Raw genomic sequence first — 18,120 nt, 5'->3', positions numbered from 1 at the left:
GTATGACTCAGAATTATTTTTAAAAATATATCAGCTCTGAATAACTTTGCATACCGAAATGAACCAATAAAATAAACTCCATGAAAATTCTCAAGTGCATATTCACTCTTGTTGCTATGACGTGGTTGCTGAACACCACTCCGGCGTGGTCGAAGAATGACTCAGCCCGTCTGAATCCGGTGATATGGGCGGATGTCCCTGATCCGGATGTGATCAGAGTCGGTGACACATATTATATGGTAAGCACTACTATGCATCTGATGCCCGGATGCCCTGTCATGAGATCGAAGAATCTTGTTGACTGGGAAACCATAAGCTATGTATTTGACACGTTGGACGATAATTCGAAATATCGTCTTATTGACGGTAATGTGTATGGACGCGGACAATGGGCTACATCCATCAGATATCATAACGGAAAATTCTATGTGCTTTTCTCTCCTAATGACCAGCCATACAAATCATATGTCTATACGGCTGATGACCCGGCTGGAAAGTGGACTCTTGTGAGCCGTACACAGCACTTTCATGATGCGTCATTGCTGTTTGACGATGATGGCAGGGTGTATGTATATTATGGAACCGGACAGCTTTGCGAGCTTGAGCCTGATCTCTCCGGAGTGAAGGAGGGCGGAATCAATACCACCATCTTCAGTCGTGACGAATCGGAGACCGGTCTGCTTGAAGGCAGCCGTGCTATAAAGCATGACGGCAAATACTACCTGCTCATGATTTCATGGCCGAAGAACGGCAAGCGTCGTCAGGTGTGCTATCGTGCCGACAACATTGAGGGTCCGTATGAAAAGAAGGTGATTCTTGAGTCAGATTATGCCGGATTCCCATATGTAGGGCAGGGATGTATATTTGATTGCCCTGACGGAAGCTGGCGTGCTATGATATTCCAGGACAGAGGTGCTGTAGGGCGTGTTCTCACTGTGATGCCATGTGTGTGGCGTGACGGATGGCCTATGCTCGGTAATGCTGAAGGGAGAGTTCCTTATCTTATAGAACCGACTTCCGATGAGGCTGTGGAATCTAATCTGATATTAAGTGATGATTTTGATAATAAGACCCTTGCAAGTTGCTGGCAGTGGAATCATGTGCCTGACAACAAGGGCTGGAGCCTGAAAGATGCTCCCGGAAGCCTGCGTCTGTACACCACACGTGTGGTGCCGAATATCTACTTTGCGCCCAATACTATAAGCCAACGTATGTCAGGTCCTACCTGCTCTGGTTCCGTCAAGATTGATATTTCAGGTATGAAGGATGGCGACGTTGCCGGCTTTGGAGCATTTAACGGTCATTCCGGTCTGCTCAACATCGTATGTGAGGGCAAAAAGAAGTATCTTGTAATGACAACTGAGGTCGTTAATTTTGATGACAAAAAGGATATTACGGATGTTGAAGTGCAGGATTACAGCAAGATAGCTCTTAAAGGAAACAATGTATATCTGCGTATTGACGGTGATTTCAATCCCGGAAAGGATATAGCCACATTCTACTACAGCATGGATGGTGATTCATGGCAGAAAGTAGGACCGGATTTCAAGATGGTGTATGATTACCGCAAGCTCTTTATGGGTAGCCGCTTTGCGATATACAACTATGCCACCAAGAAGAAAGGCGGCCACATCGATGTTGATTATTTCCATTATGACGGAGCGTCAAACAAGCTGCCCTCACTTGCATCGGCTACTGAAGGAAAATATCTTGCAGGTGTGGCGTTGGGTGTCCGCGATATAAATTCGGAGGCTGCACGCAAGCTCGCTGCTGATAATTTCAACTGTATTGTAGCCGAGAACTGTATGAAGTCGGCTGAGATCCACCCCGAGGAGGATGTGTATGATTTCACTGACGCTGACAAGTTTGTAGAGTTCGGTGTAAAGAACAATATGAAGATCATAGGCCATTGCCTCATATGGCATTCTCAGTGTCCTCGTTGGTTCTGTCATGACGAAAAGGGCAATCTCGTCTCTCCCGAAGTCCTGAAGCGTCGCATGAAGGAGCATATCACTACAGTCATGCAGCGTTACAGAGGTAAGATTCATGGCTGGGATGTTGTCAACGAGGCAATTGAGAATGATGGCTCATGGCGCAACTCTGATTTCTATAAGATTCTTGGTGCTGAGTTCATTCCGTTGGCATTCCGGTATGCTCATGAGGCTGATCCGGATGCACAGCTCTACTATAATGATTACTCTATGGATGCGGAAGGTAAGCGCAACACAGTGGTCAATCTGATACGCGATCTCAAGAAGAGAGGTCTGCGCATAGATGCTGTTGGGATGCAGTCGCATGTCGGGCTTCATGAGCCTACTATAGATGAATATGAGAAGAGCTTGTTGGCATTTGTAGCTGAGGGTGTGCATGTGATGGCGACAGAGTTTGATGTGAGCATACTTCCGTTTGTTCATGCCAGTGCCAATATATCGGATACTGCCAAATATGATGAACGCCTTAACCCTTATCGCAACGGTGTGCCGGAGGAGGTGCAGTTTGAATGGAATAAGCGTGTCAGAGACTTTTTCAATCTGTATGACAAGTATTCCGATGTGTTTGACCGTCTCACCGTATGGGGGCTCACTGATGCGTCATCATGGAAGAACAATTTCCCGATAGTGGGACGTACTGACTATCCGGTATTCATAGACCGTGCAGGAAAGATCAAACCAGTAGTTTACGATATAATAGGTGATTATATAAGGAATAAAAAATGACCTGACTTTATATAGATTTCAATGGTAAAAAAGAAAAAAACAGCAGGGTAAGCAGAAAAAGGTAAAAAGATTTGTTAGGTTACTATTTTAAGCATAGAGCGGGGTGTGACAACCTCATGGAGTTCATCCCCGGTCTATGCTTTTTTTATTTTATTAAGGCTTTAAATTTTACTATGAATAGAATGAAATGTCTTTATTTGATCGCATTTGCGATATGCGCTTCGGTGCTTGGCTTCAACTGTGCCGTAGCCGGTGAGCTTGCTGATGAGGACGGTTCACGTCTGTGGCTTCGTGGAGATAAATATAACGGAGCCGAAGTCCTGTTCAGAGGTTCTATGACGCCATCGATAGAGATTGCCTTATCCGAACTGCGTGGCGGATGGCGAGGCGGACCAGTGAGGCTTGAGCTAAAAAAAGGTGGCGGCAAGGAGAGTTTCAGAATCTTTTCCGACAAGAATGGGATTAAGATCACGTCAGCCGGAGATGCCGGGTTGTTGTATGGTGCCTATCATCTGTTGCGTATGCAGAATACAGGAGCTGACATGTCGAATATCGATGTGAGTGAGATGCCTGCATTCGATTTGCGTATCCTGAATCATTGGGACAATCCTGACGGGAGTATTGAACGTGGTTATGCCGGACATAGCCTGTGGCGTTGGGATGAGCTTCCGGGGGTCGTGGCTCCGCGTTATCGTGAGTATGCAAGGGCAAATGCCTCGGTAGGCATAAATGGTGCCGTGCTCAATAATGTGAATGCTTCACCGACCATTCTCACTAAAGATAATCTTGTAAAGGTCAAAGCTATTGCCGATGAGCTCCGTCCTTATGGTGTGAAGACTTACATATCGGTGAATTTTGCATCGCCTATGGTTGTGGGTTGTCTGCCTACAGCTGATCCTCTCGACAAAGGTGTGGGCAGATGGTGGAAAGATAAAGTCGATGAGATATATGGGCTTATACCAGATTTCGGCGGTTTTCTGGTAAAGGCTAATTCCGAAGGGCAGCCCGGACCGTGTGATTATGGTCGTACTCATGCCGAAGGTGCCAATATGCTTGCCGCTGCGCTTGCTCGTCATGGGGGCATAGTGATGTGGCGTGCTTTTGTCTATAGTGCGAGTGACAGTGACCGTGCCAAGCAGGCATCATTGGAGTTTCAGCCACTTGATGGAGAGTTTGCACCTAATGTGATAGTCCAGATAAAGAATGGCCCGATTGATTTCCAGCCTCGTGAGCCATATAGTCCCTTGTTTACGTCACTTGAGCACACCCCGACAATGGTGGAGATGCAGCTTACCCAGGAGTATCTCGGGTTCTCCAATCATCTTGCCTATCTCGCTCCGTTATGGAAGGAGTTCTTTGATTTTGTACCGCCGTCGAGTCTCAAGGGGATAGCCGGAGTCGCTAATACCGGTGATGATGTAAACTGGTGCGGGCATCATTTCGGACAGTCCAACTGGTATGCTTTCGGCCGTATGGCTTGGGATCCTGGTTTGACATCCGGCGAGGTGGCTGAAGAATGGCTGAAACAGACATTCTGTTCTGACAGTGCTTTTGTAACTCCTGTCAAGGGGATGATGCTTGACAGCAGGGAGGCTGTTGTGGATTATATGATGCCTCTCGGACTGCATCATATATTTGCATGGGGGCACCATTATGGTCCGGAGCCTTGGTGTGAAGTCCCGGGTGCTCGTCATGACTGGTTGCCGTCATATTATCACCGTGCTGATAAGCAGGGTATCGGTTTTGACCGCAGTGTAACCGGTAGCAATGCTGTGTCGCAGTATCCCGATTCATTGTGCCGGCTGTATGGCGATGTTTCCACATGCCCTGAAGAGTATCTGTTATGGTTCCATCATGTGCCGTGGGGGCATAAGATGCGCAGTGGGCGCACTCTCTGGGACGAGCTCTGTCACCGTTATGATCATGGAGTATCTGAAGCCCGCAGATTTCAGTGTGTGTGGGATATGGCTGAGCCGTATGTCGATTCGCGTCGTTTCAGGGATGTCCAGTCCAAACTCAGGATACAGTCGCGTGATGCTGTGTGGTGGAAGGATGCATGTCTGCAATACTTCGCGACATTTTCAGGCATGCCGATATCTTATGGGATAGAACGGCCTGTGCATGATCTTGATGATATGATGAAATTTAAGCTCGACATTACCAATGAGGAATGCCCTGAATCCGGATTTAACAAATAGGAGAAGTTGTATGACAGGATGAAGAGGATGTCATAAAACTTCTGATTGAAATATTTTACCCCTGCTACAGTCATGGTTTCACATGGACTGTGGCAGGGGCGTTTGTATAAAGGAGCCTGTTTCGCATCCAAATTTTTACCGTATGGATTAGGGTGGGGAGGACCTGATGCATCCTTTTCATTGCAAAATGTCAGGACCCTTCTATTGAGTTTGAGTCCATGTAGGCGGATGGCGTGGTGCCGTATAGCTCTTTGAATGCAACGGAGAAATGGTTGGCATTTTTGAATCCTACCATGTAGGCTACCTCCGAGATGGGCAACTTGTTTTCTGACAGTAGCCTGGATGCCTGTTGCAGCCGCATGTTGCGTATGAAGTCGCGTGGTGACTGATTGGTAAGTTCCTTGAGTTTTCTGTGAAGATGCACGCGGCTCATGCCTACTTCTATAGCGAAAGCTTCCACAGTGAAATCGGCATTGTCCATATTTGCGTTTATCACTTTCATTATCTTGGAGAGTAGGGCTTCGTTGGTTGATATGACCCCAATCTCTTCAAGATGCTCTTTCTGTGCCTGATTTCCAGAATAGATGTTTTGCAGGTTTTTTCGCACGAGTATCAGGTTGTTTATTGTGGTCAGTAGTATCTCAATGTTGAACGGCTTAGAGATATATGCGTCAGCACCTGCTCTGAGTCCTTCCAGAGTATCCTCGTCACGCCCTTTGGCTGTCAGGAGTATCACCGGAATATGGTTGAGGTTCACATTCTGTTTTATCTTCTGAGCGAGTGTCAGACCGTTCATTTCAGGCATCATAAGGTCGCTGATCACAAGGTCGGGTTTGTGCCTGAACATTTCGTCAAAAGCCAGTTTGCCGTTCTCGAAAGCAATGACTCTGTAATGGGTGGAAAGTTCATTCTTAAGATAGTTTCTTATCTCCGCGTCATCCTCAGCAATGAAGATAGTGCCTTTTGTGGAGTTAAGTTGCTGAGTATTGTTTTCCGATGGCAGGTCGGGTAGGAGAGTGGTTTCGAGAGAGTGTCCGTCGGTCTTGATATTATTGTCGATCACATGGTTGGTGTCGGCTGGCGGAAGTCCGAGCGGAATGCGTACAGTGAAGCATGATCCTTGACCTTCAGGATTGTCGGTGACTTCGATATCTCCATGGTGGAGTTTCACAAGTGCTTCCGTGAGATTCAGACCCACGCCTGAGCCTCCGGCATTGTTGTTCATCACCTGATAGAATCGTTCAAATATGTGTGGCTTCTCCTTATCGGGTATGCCGCAGCCTGTATCGGTGACACTGATCTGTGCCATTTCCTTGCCAGTGGCGTTTCGTACAGTAGACAGCCATATTTTTATACTTCCGCCTGAGGGTGTGTATTTCAATGCATTGGAAAGCAGGTTGACTATCACCTTATCAAAATTGGATGTATCGATCCACACTTTAAGGCCATCATTCCCCTCATGATGGAATGAGAAGCTGATTCCTTTGGCTGCTATTGCTTCGGAATAGGTGTAATATATGTCATCGATGAACTGAACAATCTGCACCTCTTTGTATATAAGGTTCATCTGTCCTTTTTCGATTTTTCGGATATCCATGAGCTCGTTCACCAGTCGGAGCACACGTTTGGCATTTCGGTATATCAGGTTGTAGCAGCGCAGGCGTGTTGTGTCTGATTCCTGTGAGATGAGTTTTTGTAGCGGAGCTATCACTAGCGACATCGGCGATCTGATCTCGTGAGACACATTTATGAAGAATTGCATACGTGCCTCGTTGACTTGCCGCATATATTCCCGCTCAAGAGCTTGGTTGCGCATATGGCTGCGGGTTTTTATGAATCTCCACAGCATGAATGCTATCACAACCATGAGTATTGAGTATACGATGTATGCACATGTTGACTGGTACCACAGAGGGGATACGTACAGGTCGACTCTGCTGATGTTGGATTCGATACCGTTGTCTATCACTTTCATATCGAGAGTGTGGTGTCCGGCAGTGATATTGCTGAAGCTCACAATTCGGCTTTCTCGCGGGAGGCTCACCCATGGTTTGCCGTCAAGTGAGTACATATATGTCACGCTTTGGGTGTTACCAAGTTCGCATGTGGCAAATTCGAGTGCTACAGGTGTTTTCGGACTCGGAATTTTTATTTGGGTGGTAGCATATACCGGACCTTTTACTATAGAGCCTAATTTAGGATTGCGGTTTACAGGTATGCCGTTGACATACAGATCGGTCACTCGTACATTGAGCTTTCTGCCGGGCTTTACCACCGCATCGGGATTGAAGTAGCTAAGTCCGTTTATGCCTCCGAAATATAACGTATCGTCGTCGCAAAGAGAGGAGTTTTTGTAGAATTCGTTGGCTTGCAGACCGTTTTCTATATAGTAATTGGTGATTGTTCCGGTCTTTCGGTTAAGTCGGGCAAGACCTTTGGTTGTCGATGCCCAGATGTCATCCTGGCATGCTTCAAGTGAATATACTGTGTTGACCGGGAGTCCGTTATCAATTGTATAGGTGACGGTCTGTTCGGTGAGTGGATCAAGCATTTTGAGCCCTTCCGAGGTGGCAAACCATATGTTTCCTGCCTTGTCCTCACGAATTGAAAAAACAATGCTCTTTTCCTCGAAATTTTTTACTTCGTTTTTTGTCGGGTCGGCTATTATGTCAAGTCCGTCGTATGTGCCGAGGTATAATGCTCCTGACTGTTGAGAGAAGTATATCGCATCTATATAGTATATGGACTGTTTGCGTCCGTGGTTCCATTGTGTCGTCTGTCCGGTTGCGACGTTGTGGCGGAACAGTCCGAATCCCATTGTGGCGATCCATATGTTGCCGTTGTTGTCCTCGGTGTAACTGTAGATACGCACCACTTTTTTTCCGTTCATGTCATAGATAGGTATGCTGGTGAACTTTCCTGTTGTCTGGTCCACATATCCAGCCTCGCCTCTGATAGAGCCTACCCATATACGCCCGGCACTGTCCTCAAACAGCGATAGCACGACTTCCGGAATGCCGTTGCCTGACAAGTGTTTTGATGATTGGCGGTTTTTGTCCACTATGTATATGCCGTCGTTGTCGGTACCTATCCACAGACGTCCGTCGCCGGTCTTGTGTATCGCTGTGACACAACTGTTGCCTATGATATTGTTGACAGCCGATCGGCTTCCGAGATAATTGAATGCATTGAGGTGGTTGGATACCAGCTCCACTCCTTTCTGATATATGCCGAGCCACATGTTGCCGTCATTGTCCTTGGTGACACTATGCACTTTCTGCACGCTTGCATCAAGCGACCATAGCCCATCATAGAATTGGCTTACAGTTCGGGTGTCACGAGAGTATTTAAGCAGACCTCTGCCGTCGGTGGCTATGTATATGTCGCCGTTTTTGTCGGCATATAGGTCACGTATAATACTGCCTCCTGGGCAGTCGGCTATATGCTCGAATGAATCTTTATCGTAATTGTAGCGGAACAGTCCTTTGTCATATGATCCGAAGAACAAGCCTGATACAGGGCTTTCGACAACAGATACGAGCCCAGGTGAGTCAGGATTACTGAAGTAATGTTTTATTTTGCCGGATCGGTCTATACGGTAAAGCCCTGCCTCATCCTTTATGATCCATATGTTGCCTGCACTGTCCTCTATGCCTTGATGGCTGAAGCCAAACAGCTTTCTGCTCTCAGGGATATGCCTGACCTTAATTTTGCCATTCTCAATCGATTTTATCGGGGCCGTGATATTGCCCACTATCCATATCTCTCCGTTGTCGCGCTGGAAGAATGACTTGATGTTTCCGGTATGACTTTTGCCGTTGCTGTCAAAAACTGCCGGAGGCGAGAATGTGTCATCATCGCGGTTATACATCTGAGCGCCGTTGTGTGTGCCTATGAAAAGGTTCCTGTCCTTGTCCTCAAACACAGAGTTTACGAAGTTATGGGCAAGTCCGTTCGGCCTGTCATTGCAGCGTCGGTACACAGTGAATTTAGCTCCGTCATATCTGTTGAGCCCATCTTCAGTGGCTATCCATATCATTCCATAGGAATCTTGAAATACATCGTTGATAAGGCTGCTTGACAGGTCTTTGTCCGAGGAGAACAGCCGGTGGGTCTGTCCTTCTGATATAAGGGCAGACGAGAAGAAGATGATGGTGGTGAGTAATAGATGGATAATTCTCATGGTTTATTACAGGTTGACGGAGAATCAGATGTTAGATTTGGCTGTGTAACAAATTCTATTTCGCAAATATAATTGTAATTTTCTTATAATTAACAAGTAATATTATAAAAATGCACTACAAGGTTATATATGTTACATGGGGAAAGATAATTGTATCATGCATGTTACGGATTTGAAGGAAAATGAGATTGTATTAATATATAACTTAAGTTATGCTTAAGTAAATTTGCATAATCAAGAAAAAGTACTGTAGAATCTAAAACACAATGGAAACTAAAATGTCTATGGAAGCATCAGTGCCTGTAAATCGGGATGATAGTTTCTGCCGGCTTAGCTGGATGCAACGAGTAGGTTTCGGCTCCGGCGATTTGGCTCAAAACCTTATTTACCAGACGATAAGCATGTATTTGCTTTTCTTCTATACCAACGTCTACGGGCTTCTGCCCAAAGTCGCTGCCGTTATGTTCCTTATAGTCAGGATTATCGATGTGATATGGGACCCCCTTGTAGGAACATTTGTCGACAAGCGTAATCCTTCGATGGGTAAATATCGCTCTTATCTTATTACTGGCGGTGTGCCTCTGACCGGATTTGCGATACTATGTTTTTGGAATGGTTTTTCAGGGTCTCTTCTTTATGCCTATGTGACCTATGTCGGGCTCTCGATGTGTTACACCCTTGTTAACGTACCATATGGTGCGCTTAATGCTTCTCTGTCGCGCAGCACCGATGAGATAACCATTCTTACATCTGTCAGGATGTTTATGGCGAACATAGGCGGTCTTGCTGTGGGAATGGGCATACCCTTGGTTCTACGCTTTTTCGATTCGGCCGAGACTACTGACATGTCAACATCCGATAGTGCCTGGCTTAAGACCATGATGCTTTATGGTGTTGTAGGTCTTGGCTTGTTGATATTTTGCTTTTCCCAAAGCCGTGAGAGGGTGGTGATGGATAAAAGCCATGCAGAAAACGTGAAGGTTGCAGACCTTTGGATGGAGTTTGTGCATAATAAGCCGTTGCGTGTTCTTGCTTTCTTCTTTATTACGGCATTTGCCATGATGGCGATAGGTAATTCTGCGGGAGCTTATTATATCAACTATAATCTTCATGGTTCGGCAGCCCAGTTGTCGATATTCATGGGGCTTGGTTCCATACCTGCATTTATTTTCATGCCGATGATTCCCTCTATCAAGCGTGCAGTGGGAAAGAAAGGTATGTTCTACATATTCCTTACGGTAGCGATCGTGGGAATGGCGATGCTTTATGTGATCTCCGTGGTGGAATCGTTGCGTTCTCATATGTGGCTTGTGTATGTGGCTCAGTTTATTAAGTCCACAGGTGTGATTGTAGCCACCGGATACATGTGGGCTCTCGTGCCTGAGGTGATAAGTTTCGGAGAGTATACCCATGGATGCCGTATCGCCGGCATTGTCAATGCTCTCACAGGCATCTTTTATAAGGCAGGCATGGCTCTGGGCGGTGTTGTCCCTGGACTTGTGCTTGCTTTTGTGGGCTTTGATCAGACTAATGAGGTGAGTCAGACTGCGTTCACCCAGCAGGGCATACTGTGGCTCGTGGCTGTGATTCCTGCCATGCTGCTCATGCTTGCCATGTTCATAATATCTCGTTATGATCTGAGCGATGAGAAGATCGAGGAGATAAACCGAGAGATAGAAAGACGTAACAAATAATTAAATTTATGATATAATGAAACCAAGATATCTTATTCCGGGTGATTATATGGCTGATCCGTCGGTCCATGTGTTCAATGGCAGGGTGTATATCTATCCATCGCATGACCGTCAGAGCGAGTTTGAGGAGAATGACAACGGTGATCATTTCGATATGAAGGACTACCATGTGTTCTCTACGGATGACATTATGAACGGTGAGATTGTAGATCATGGCAAAGTGCTTGATGTGGATGATATCCCCTGGGCCGGACGTCAGCTATGGGACTGTGATGTCGCTGAGAAAGATGGTCGCTATTACATGTATTTCCCCTTGAAGGACCAGAATGATATATTCCGTATCGGTGTGGCTGTTGCCGACAGTCCCGAGGGACCGTTTGTTCCGCTGGCAGATCCTATGCATGGAAGTTATTCCATTGATCCGGCAGTGCTTAAGGAAGGTGATGAATACTTTATGTATTTCGGTGGTCTGTGGGGCGGTCAGTTGCAACGCTATCGTGACAATAAGGCTATAGAAAATCCGCATCTTATGCCTGACGAGGCTGATGCCCTGCCGTCACGAGTGGTGCGTCTGGCTCCTGATATGTTGCAGTTTGCCGAAGAGCCACGTCCTGTGGTTGTCCTCGATCCGGAGACCGGCAAGTCATTGCTTGCAGGTGACAATGAGCGTCGTTTCTTTGAGGCATCATGGGTGCATAAACGTGGCGGGAAATACTATTTCTCATATTCTACAGGTGACACTCACCGTCTATGTTATGCCATCGGTGACAATCCTTACGGACCGTTCGTTTATGCCGGATGTATCCTTACCCCGGTTGTAGGATGGACCACTCATCATTCTATCATAGAATATAAGGGAGAATGGTATCTGTTCTATCATGACTGTGTGCCGTCCGGAGGAAAGACGTGGCTCAGAAGCCTCAAGGTGCGCAAACTTGAGTATGACGAGTCAGGCCACATCATTGAGATGAGCGGTGAGGATTGAGTCCCTCTTGCAGTAATATAATCATAATCCCAGCTATAACCCCATCCCTGTTGCATTTATGCAGGGATGGGATTTTTTTGATGCGGTCATTGTCATGATCAATCTCAGGTGCGGAAGTGTGTTGTTTTCCATGTCTCGATTCTTTGTAGTAACTTTGCAGGGCTAATACTTACAGGCATGTATTCTTCAATTCCGACAACTGGCATAAAGGAAAAAGTGATATCTTTTATCTGGCAACATATGCTGCTCCTGATCTCATTGTATCTGATGACGTTGGGAGTCGTTTTTTGTGTGAAATCCTGTTTGGGGAGCAGTGTTGTCTCCTCCCTTCCGTTTGTGTTCTCCCTGGCGGGGATGGATGGCAAGGTCCCCGGATTGACTATAGGAGGCTACACGATTGTGATGAATTTTATTCTGGTGTTGTGTCAGATGCTTATTTTGAGAGGTCGGTTCGACCCCATGCAACTGTTTCAGCTTGTGATAGGGTTTGTGTTCGGATGGTTGATTGACGTTAATATGATGCTGACATCCGGTCTTCATTGTGATACATTGTTTTCTCAATTGATCGTCCAGGCGATAGGGTGTACGGTCATGGGTATAGGGATTGCCTTTGAGGTCAGGTGCGGATCGGTCACCATGCCAGGCGAGGGTATTTCGATAGTTGTCAGCCAGGTTGTGCAGCGGCCGTTCGCGAAAGTCAAGATATGGGTTGATACCACTCTCGTATTGCTCGCGATTGTGTCTTGTTATCTGTTTTTCGGCAGCTGGCAATGGAATGTCATAGGTGTCGGGACTCTTTTTGCAATGATATATGTAGGGCTTGTGGTTAAATTTATGACTCCACATCTTGGATGGTTTGACCGTCTTTTGGGGTATATTCCCGGATTCCGGCGTTATCTGTTCGGGCTTGCCCGGTTTATATATCGTCATGGTTCCAGATCGGAATAATAAGAGGTATTTTCAGTAAATCTGAATCCGTAGAAAAAATTTTTCTACGGCTTTAATGATTACAGTTCTCGTTATCTCGGGTATAAGTGTTATATTTGCAAAAAATAATCTGTAAAATTCTCAACTTATAATACCACTCAACGATATGAGCGTTAATAAGGTTATACTTCTTGGCAATGTGGGGCGTGATCCGGAAATCCGTTATGTGGAGAAGCGTCCTATAGCTTCATTCCCGCTTGCGACGGATGAAAGGCCTGTGAGAATGCCTGACGGGACGGAAAGGCCTGGACGTACAGAGTGGCATAATATCATAATGTGGGATGGTGCTGCCGAGATGGCAGAACGATATATACGCAAAGGGACCAGGATGTATATCGAGGGGCGGCTACGTTATCGCACATGGGAGGACCGTAACACCATAAAGCGCACTGTCACGGAAATCTATGTCGATTCTTTTGAGCTTCTCGGATCTCCTAAATCCAGTTGATCTGCATGGTAGGGCGTTTCTCATTCAATTGAATCCCCTCGCGGTATTGGTCCTGACATGTTCATAAGTTTTTATCATAACCGCCAAAATTTCAGTCTGATATTTTGGCGGTTACACATTTAATTCCTAACTTGTGGCCGAAATCCTTATGCAAGCGCGCTAAGGATAAATCTACAGACCTCATCACATTTTATATTTATTTTATCAATTCTAATAACATGACTGGATTTTACCTGCAAGGTCCGCGTTTTGAGTCGGTCTTTGCTGTGACATTGGTGGTATTTACATCTATTTTTTCTTTTGTACGATCTTCTGCTCAAGAGGTGTTTTACCGTGTTCATGCTGATGAATACGAGCTGATAAAGGATCATCTGCGTAATTATCCTAACGGTTTTCTAATAGTCTCCCCTGATAAAAAGATGGCTATGCCTCATATTCTTGCTGCAAGCGGGAGTAAGACAGTTCTGGAAGGGGTTCCGGTCGACATCTCGGACGACGGTGAGACTATTACGGTGGATGATGTGGAAAACAGCAATATATTGTATGAGCTGACATTGCCGAAAGGGAGCAGCTATGTCAATCTGCAATATACTCGGGATGGCAGCATAATGCATATCTATAATAAAGGGGAAAATGCGTTTTATTCAGAAAAGGAGACAAATGACGCTGTGGATAAAAGATTCAGGATAAAATATAACTCCTCTGACGATGCTCTCCTTGAGATCGTGACACCCGAAAAGGATGGAAAGACTTATCATATAATATATGGGGATACACCGACTACTTCCACTGAACGTTTCCGTATGCGTGACGATATGACCGACAAAGAGTTGTCGATATATCACCGCGATTGCTTCAACATACATATAATAGGTCAGGACGAGCGTAGGGCTGATAGCTATGTGAAAATAGGGCTGGATATTGCAGGACTTGTCGCAGGAGTGGAAACTCGGCTTAGCTATGTACAGAACAATGGTGCGGAAGTGGGGATTGCAGAGCTTGTCGGATCTCCTGATTATGAGGTGATATATGCCGATGATGCTGTGCGGTCGGCTGCTTCGGTCTCGATTCCTGTCCGCGATGGTTGCAATACCATTTGGGCGATGCCTGTAATGATGGAGGGCGATGTTGCATATCCGGCAGGCAGGATCTTCAAGGGTAATATAAATTCAGCTTCTTCGGGAATTGCAGGAGTAGGGGAGGATGAGGATGATTCGACTCCTGTCTATTTCGACCTATACGGCAGGAAAGTGTCACAACCGATGTCGCGAGGCGTGTATGTCAGGCGCGTTGGATCGAAGGTGTCAAAGATTATAGTGGAGTGATTTATGACACATTTGTCAGCATCGTTTAACACTATTTGTCAGTTTTAGGCTTTGGCATTTGTTTTGCAAGTTGTTATAGGAAAGGAAACAAAAACACAAAAAACATATATAACATCATGCAGAAAGGACAGATTGGAGTAACAACCGAGAATATCTTCCCGGTCATCAAGAAATTCCTTTATTCAGATAATGAGATATTTTTGCGCGAGCTTGTTGCTAACGCCATTGACGCTACGCAGAAGCTTAAGACTCTTGCTTCGTTTGGAGAATTCAAAGGAGAGCTCGGGGATATGCGCGTCGAGGTCAAGGTCGACAAGGATGCAGGCACACTCACTGTCACTGACCACGGTATAGGCATGACAGCCGATGATGTCAACAAGTACATCAATCAGATAGCGTTCTCCGGGGCTGAAGAGTTTGTCAATAAATACAAGGATAATGCCAATTCCATTATAGGTCATTTCGGACTCGGGTTCTACTCGGCTTTCATGGTGTCGAAGAGGGTGGAGATACGCACACTTTCCTATAAGGACGGAGCCGAGGCTGTGCGTTGGGATTGTGACGGCTCGCCGGAGTATACTATGGAGCCTTGCGACAAGTCGACACGTGGCACAGAGATAACTCTGTGGATCGATGATGACAACAAGGAATATCTTGAGCAGTCGCGCATTGACATGCTGCTTAAGAAGTATTGCCGATTCCTTCCTGTGCCTGTTGTCAGTGGCAAGGAGCAGGAGTGGAAGGACGGAAAGTATGAGGACACTGACCGTGACAAGGTGATCAATTCCACCGAGCCTGCCTGGACCCGTAAGCCTGCCGACCTTACCGATGAGGATTATCGCAACTTCTATCACGAGTTGTATCCCGGTCAGGAGGACCCGCTGTTCTGGATACATCTTAATGTGGACTATCCGTTCAATCTCACAGGCATCCTTTATTTCCCTAAGATCAAGAGCAATCTCGATATACGTAAGGACCGCATACAGCTCTATTGCAATCAGGTGTTTGTCACCGACTCGGTTGAAGGGGTGGTGCCGGAGTTCATGATGCTCCTCCAGGGAGTGATAGATTCTCCCGACATACCTCTGAATGTATCCCGCTCCTATTTGCAGAGCGACCGTGCCGTGAAGAAGATTTCAGGCTATATCACCAAGAAGGTAGCGTCTCGCCTTGAAGATCTTTTCAAGGCTGACCGTTCCGATTTCGAGTCAAAGTGGGACGATATAAAGATATTCATCGAATATGGAATGCTCACTGATGAGAAATTCTGTGATGCGGCCCTCAAGTTCACTCTTTTGCGCGATACGGAGGGCAAATACTTCACTCTTGATGAGTACAAGACCCTCGTCGAAGCATCTCAGACCGATAAGGATGGCAACGTTGTGTACATCTATGCTACCGATCCTGTAGAGCAGTACAGTTATATAGAGGCTGCTAATGCCAAGGGGTATAATGTGCTTCTGATGAACGGTCAGCTTGACGGACATTTCATATCAATGCTTGAAAATAAGCTTGAGAAAACCACTTTCGTACGTGTCGACAGCAATGTCGCTGACAATCTTGTGGTAAAGGAGGAGAGAAAGGATTCGGGGCTTTCAGCCGATCAGATATCTCTTCTCACCTCTATATTCCGCTCTCAGCTCCCTAAGCTTGAGAAGTGTGAGTTCATGGTGTCGTTCGAGTCCCTTGACCCTGCCGCCAGTCCGGTTCTGATAACTCAGAACGAGTATATGCGTCGTATGAAAGATATGGCTGCCACTCAGCCAGGCATGAGTTTCTATGCCGAACTGCCTGACAATTACAATCTGATTGTCAATACTTCGCAGGCTGCTGTGGCAAAGGTGCTTGCCGATGCCGAAAGTGCACTTGAGGATAAGATATCGCCTCTGCGTGCAGCATTGAATGCCGACAATGAGAAGCTGACAGCACTTCGTGCCGAGATCAAGGACAATAAGCCCACTGATGAGCAGAAGGCTGATGAACAGAAACTTATGGATTCTGTTGATGCCTCTCGTCGTGAGCAGGAGGCTATGGCTTCTGATTATGCCGGCGGAGTGCCTTCTGTGAAGCAGATGATCGATCTCGCACTTCTCGGCAACGGATTGCTCCAGGGCAAAGAGCTGAGCGAATTTATAGCTCGTTCGGTCAGGATGCTGTAAGCATCTTTTTCGCTCGGATATAAAATAGATCAAATGACTGTGGACGATTGAACAACGTCCGCAGTCATTTGATTTTTATTTTCGGATTCACAGTGATGTCTTTGGTCTACATGGATTCTGCTATCCATTCCTCTATGGCGGCAGGGGTGGTGTCTTTGAGCATTACTGTATTGTCGGGAGCTATGAGGTATATTACCGGCATTGCCGGGAATGAATATTTTTCGTTCTCGTCCACCTCTCCACCTGGAGATACTCCGTTGATCCACTTGCCTGGCATGGTGTGGCGGGCTCGCTCCCATATATCCTTGTCTCCGTCGGCGTATACGGCTATGACTTTTATTATGCCTGAGTCCACAGCGGCACCGAGCATCTCCGACGTTTTGAGTATCTCCATTATTTCATGGCAATGGCTGCATTCAGGGTCGTAGAATACGAGGAGTCTGCACTGTTCCGGGGAGGCTTCCGAATAAAGCGATGTGTGACGTCCGTCATCGGTTACGATCGCGAAATCGTTAGCCGGAGTGCCTCGACGGTTTTTCAGTACATCTTCAATCTGTGCTTTGATTCTTAACCGTTGGATGTTGTCAATGAATGTCGACTTGTCAGCCGCCTGAAGAAAGAGGTAGTAGATCTCTTCATCACGCATAGAGGAGTTAGGGCTGGTGAGAAAATGTTCTGCCACTTCAAGTACTTTCTGGTAAGCTGCCTGACTTGCCTCGGCTCGTTTCATCAATGTCTCTGCTGCGAGTGAGGCATCCTCCTGGCTTGCATATGGGAATGCCGAGAGATAGTTCATGAAGCTATGTTCCATGAACTTGTCGTCCGATACCTTTGTGTAGTCCGAAAAATCCATATTGTCCCAGTAGTGCACGATGGCGTATCCGGCTATAGCCTGAGGGTCAGTGATGGTTACAGGTATCTTAGGAGGTGTCAGTCCGTATGTGGAAGAATCATCTGTGGCTGTGGTGACGGCTGATTCTTTACCGGTCTCTGCTGACTTAGCACCATGGTCTGATGTGCATGATGATGTCATGGCAATTCCAAATATGGATATAAGCAGTGCTTGAAATTTCATGGTTGTAATTTTTTTGCTGCAAAATTAAGTATTTTCATATTAATTATAATATTTATCGCCCTTAATTTTAAGAATTAGCAACAAATTTAAACAACTGTCTTGTCCTGTTGTTCCGAACATATGGTCTGTAAATCGCATATTTATATCTTGGCATACCTCTAAATAAATGAATTTTTGGTTAAAGTAGGTTAAATAATTGGGGGGGTAAAAAATTGTAATAAATTTGCATCCGATTTTTGAGGATAGAGACTGCTGATAAAGCAAGTAGCCTTATATCTTACTTTACGAGAATAATATAGACTTGTACATTCTCTACTATTGGTGACAAATTTATAGGTAATTAAAACAT

Annotated in this window: 10 protein-coding genes and 1 pseudogene; 9 read left to right on the top strand and 2 right to left on the bottom strand. The window is 46.0% G+C overall.

Annotated elements, in window-relative coordinates; genetic code table 11:
* Positions 1-116 precede the first annotated feature (116 nt).
* The 3 genes and pseudogenes from EZ315_RS01735 to EZ315_RS01730 form a co-directional block, all read left to right on the top strand.
* Positions 117-1,655 (top strand): annotated as a pseudogene (locus tag EZ315_RS01735) (glycoside hydrolase family 43 protein); the annotation flags it as partial.
* Positions 1,632-2,717 carry an endo-1,4-beta-xylanase gene (locus EZ315_RS16590; RefSeq protein ID WP_262709755.1) on the top strand — a complete coding sequence of 362 codons (1,086 nt, stop codon included), beginning with the start codon at positions 1,632-1,634 and terminating at the stop codon, positions 2,715-2,717. The pseudogene EZ315_RS01735 and the gene EZ315_RS16590, both read left to right, overlap by 24 nt.
* A 182-nt stretch (positions 2,718-2,899) precedes the next feature.
* Complete coding sequence (locus EZ315_RS01730; RefSeq protein WP_242452472.1) at positions 2,900-4,915, top strand: alpha-glucuronidase; 2,016 nt, start codon at positions 2,900-2,902, stop codon at positions 4,913-4,915.
* Positions 4,916-5,105: 190 nt separating this feature from the next.
* On the opposite strand, the gene EZ315_RS01725 is transcribed toward EZ315_RS01730, so the two are convergent.
* Positions 5,106-9,098: a hybrid sensor histidine kinase/response regulator transcription factor gene (locus tag EZ315_RS01725; protein WP_135470071.1), complete on the bottom strand. Its 3,993-nt coding sequence runs from the start codon at positions 9,096-9,098 to the stop codon at positions 5,106-5,108.
* A gap of 266 nt (positions 9,099-9,364) precedes the next feature.
* Here EZ315_RS01725 and EZ315_RS01720 point away from each other — a divergent pair, with 266 nt between their 5' ends.
* The 6 genes from EZ315_RS01720 (at position 9,365) to htpG (ending at position 16,696) form a co-directional block, all read left to right on the top strand.
* A complete protein-coding gene (locus tag EZ315_RS01720) occupies positions 9,365-10,792 on the top strand; it encodes an MFS transporter (protein ID WP_242452471.1) in 1,428 nt (475 codons plus the stop codon).
* A 16-nt stretch (positions 10,793-10,808) separates the two neighbouring features.
* A complete protein-coding gene (locus EZ315_RS01715) occupies positions 10,809-11,777 on the top strand; it encodes a glycoside hydrolase family 43 protein (RefSeq protein ID WP_135470069.1) in 969 nt (322 codons plus the stop codon).
* 177 nt (positions 11,778-11,954) lie between these two features.
* Positions 11,955-12,725, top strand: coding sequence for a YczE/YyaS/YitT family protein (locus tag EZ315_RS01710; protein ID WP_135470067.1), 771 nt, complete (start codon positions 11,955-11,957; stop codon positions 12,723-12,725).
* Positions 12,726-12,870: 145 nt separating this feature from the next.
* Positions 12,871-13,212 (top strand): single-stranded DNA-binding protein, encoded by a 342-nt coding sequence (locus EZ315_RS01705; protein WP_135470065.1) that lies wholly within the window; start codon positions 12,871-12,873, stop codon positions 13,210-13,212.
* A gap of 218 nt (positions 13,213-13,430) precedes the next feature.
* Positions 13,431-14,537 carry a hypothetical protein gene (locus tag EZ315_RS01700; protein ID WP_135470063.1) on the top strand — a complete coding sequence of 369 codons (1,107 nt, stop codon included), beginning with the start codon at positions 13,431-13,433 and terminating at the stop codon, positions 14,535-14,537.
* Positions 14,538-14,653: 116 nt separating this feature from the next.
* Positions 14,654-16,696 carry a molecular chaperone HtpG gene (htpG, locus tag EZ315_RS01695; protein ID WP_135470062.1) on the top strand — a complete coding sequence of 681 codons (2,043 nt, stop codon included), beginning with the start codon at positions 14,654-14,656 and terminating at the stop codon, positions 16,694-16,696.
* A gap of 106 nt (positions 16,697-16,802) precedes the next feature.
* Here the strand turns inward: htpG and EZ315_RS01690 are convergent, their stop codons facing one another.
* Positions 16,803-17,771: a DUF5106 domain-containing protein gene (locus tag EZ315_RS01690; RefSeq protein WP_135470060.1), complete on the bottom strand. Its 969-nt coding sequence runs from the start codon at positions 17,769-17,771 to the stop codon at positions 16,803-16,805.
* Positions 17,772-18,120 lie beyond the last annotated feature (349 nt).

It is taken from the genome of Duncaniella freteri, from assembly GCF_004766125.1.
Classification (GTDB): Bacteria; Bacteroidota; Bacteroidia; order Bacteroidales; family Muribaculaceae; genus Duncaniella; species Duncaniella freteri.
This window is presented reverse-complemented; position numbering and strand designations above follow the sequence as displayed.

Bases quoted from the DNA above. Each gene is read 5' to 3' on its own strand.
- htpG (WP_135470062.1), top strand. From the start codon at position 14,654: ATGCAGAAAGGACAGATTGGAGTAACAACCGAGAATATCTTCCCGGTC.
- EZ315_RS01690 (WP_135470060.1), bottom strand. From the start codon at position 17,771: ATGAAATTTCAAGCACTGCTTATATCCATATTTGGAATTGCCATGACA.
- EZ315_RS01715 (WP_135470069.1), top strand. From the start codon at position 10,809: ATGAAACCAAGATATCTTATTCCGGGTGATTATATGGCTGATCCGTCG.
- EZ315_RS01730 (WP_242452472.1), top strand. From the start codon at position 2,900: ATGAAATGTCTTTATTTGATCGCATTTGCGATATGCGCTTCGGTGCTT.
- EZ315_RS01720 (WP_242452471.1), top strand. From the start codon at position 9,365: ATGGAAACTAAAATGTCTATGGAAGCATCAGTGCCTGTAAATCGGGAT.
- EZ315_RS01700 (WP_135470063.1), top strand. From the start codon at position 13,431: ATGACTGGATTTTACCTGCAAGGTCCGCGTTTTGAGTCGGTCTTTGCT.
- EZ315_RS01725 (WP_135470071.1), bottom strand. From the start codon at position 9,098: ATGAGAATTATCCATCTATTACTCACCACCATCATCTTCTTCTCGTCT.
- EZ315_RS01710 (WP_135470067.1), top strand. From the start codon at position 11,955: ATGTATTCTTCAATTCCGACAACTGGCATAAAGGAAAAAGTGATATCT.
- EZ315_RS01705 (WP_135470065.1), top strand. From the start codon at position 12,871: ATGAGCGTTAATAAGGTTATACTTCTTGGCAATGTGGGGCGTGATCCG.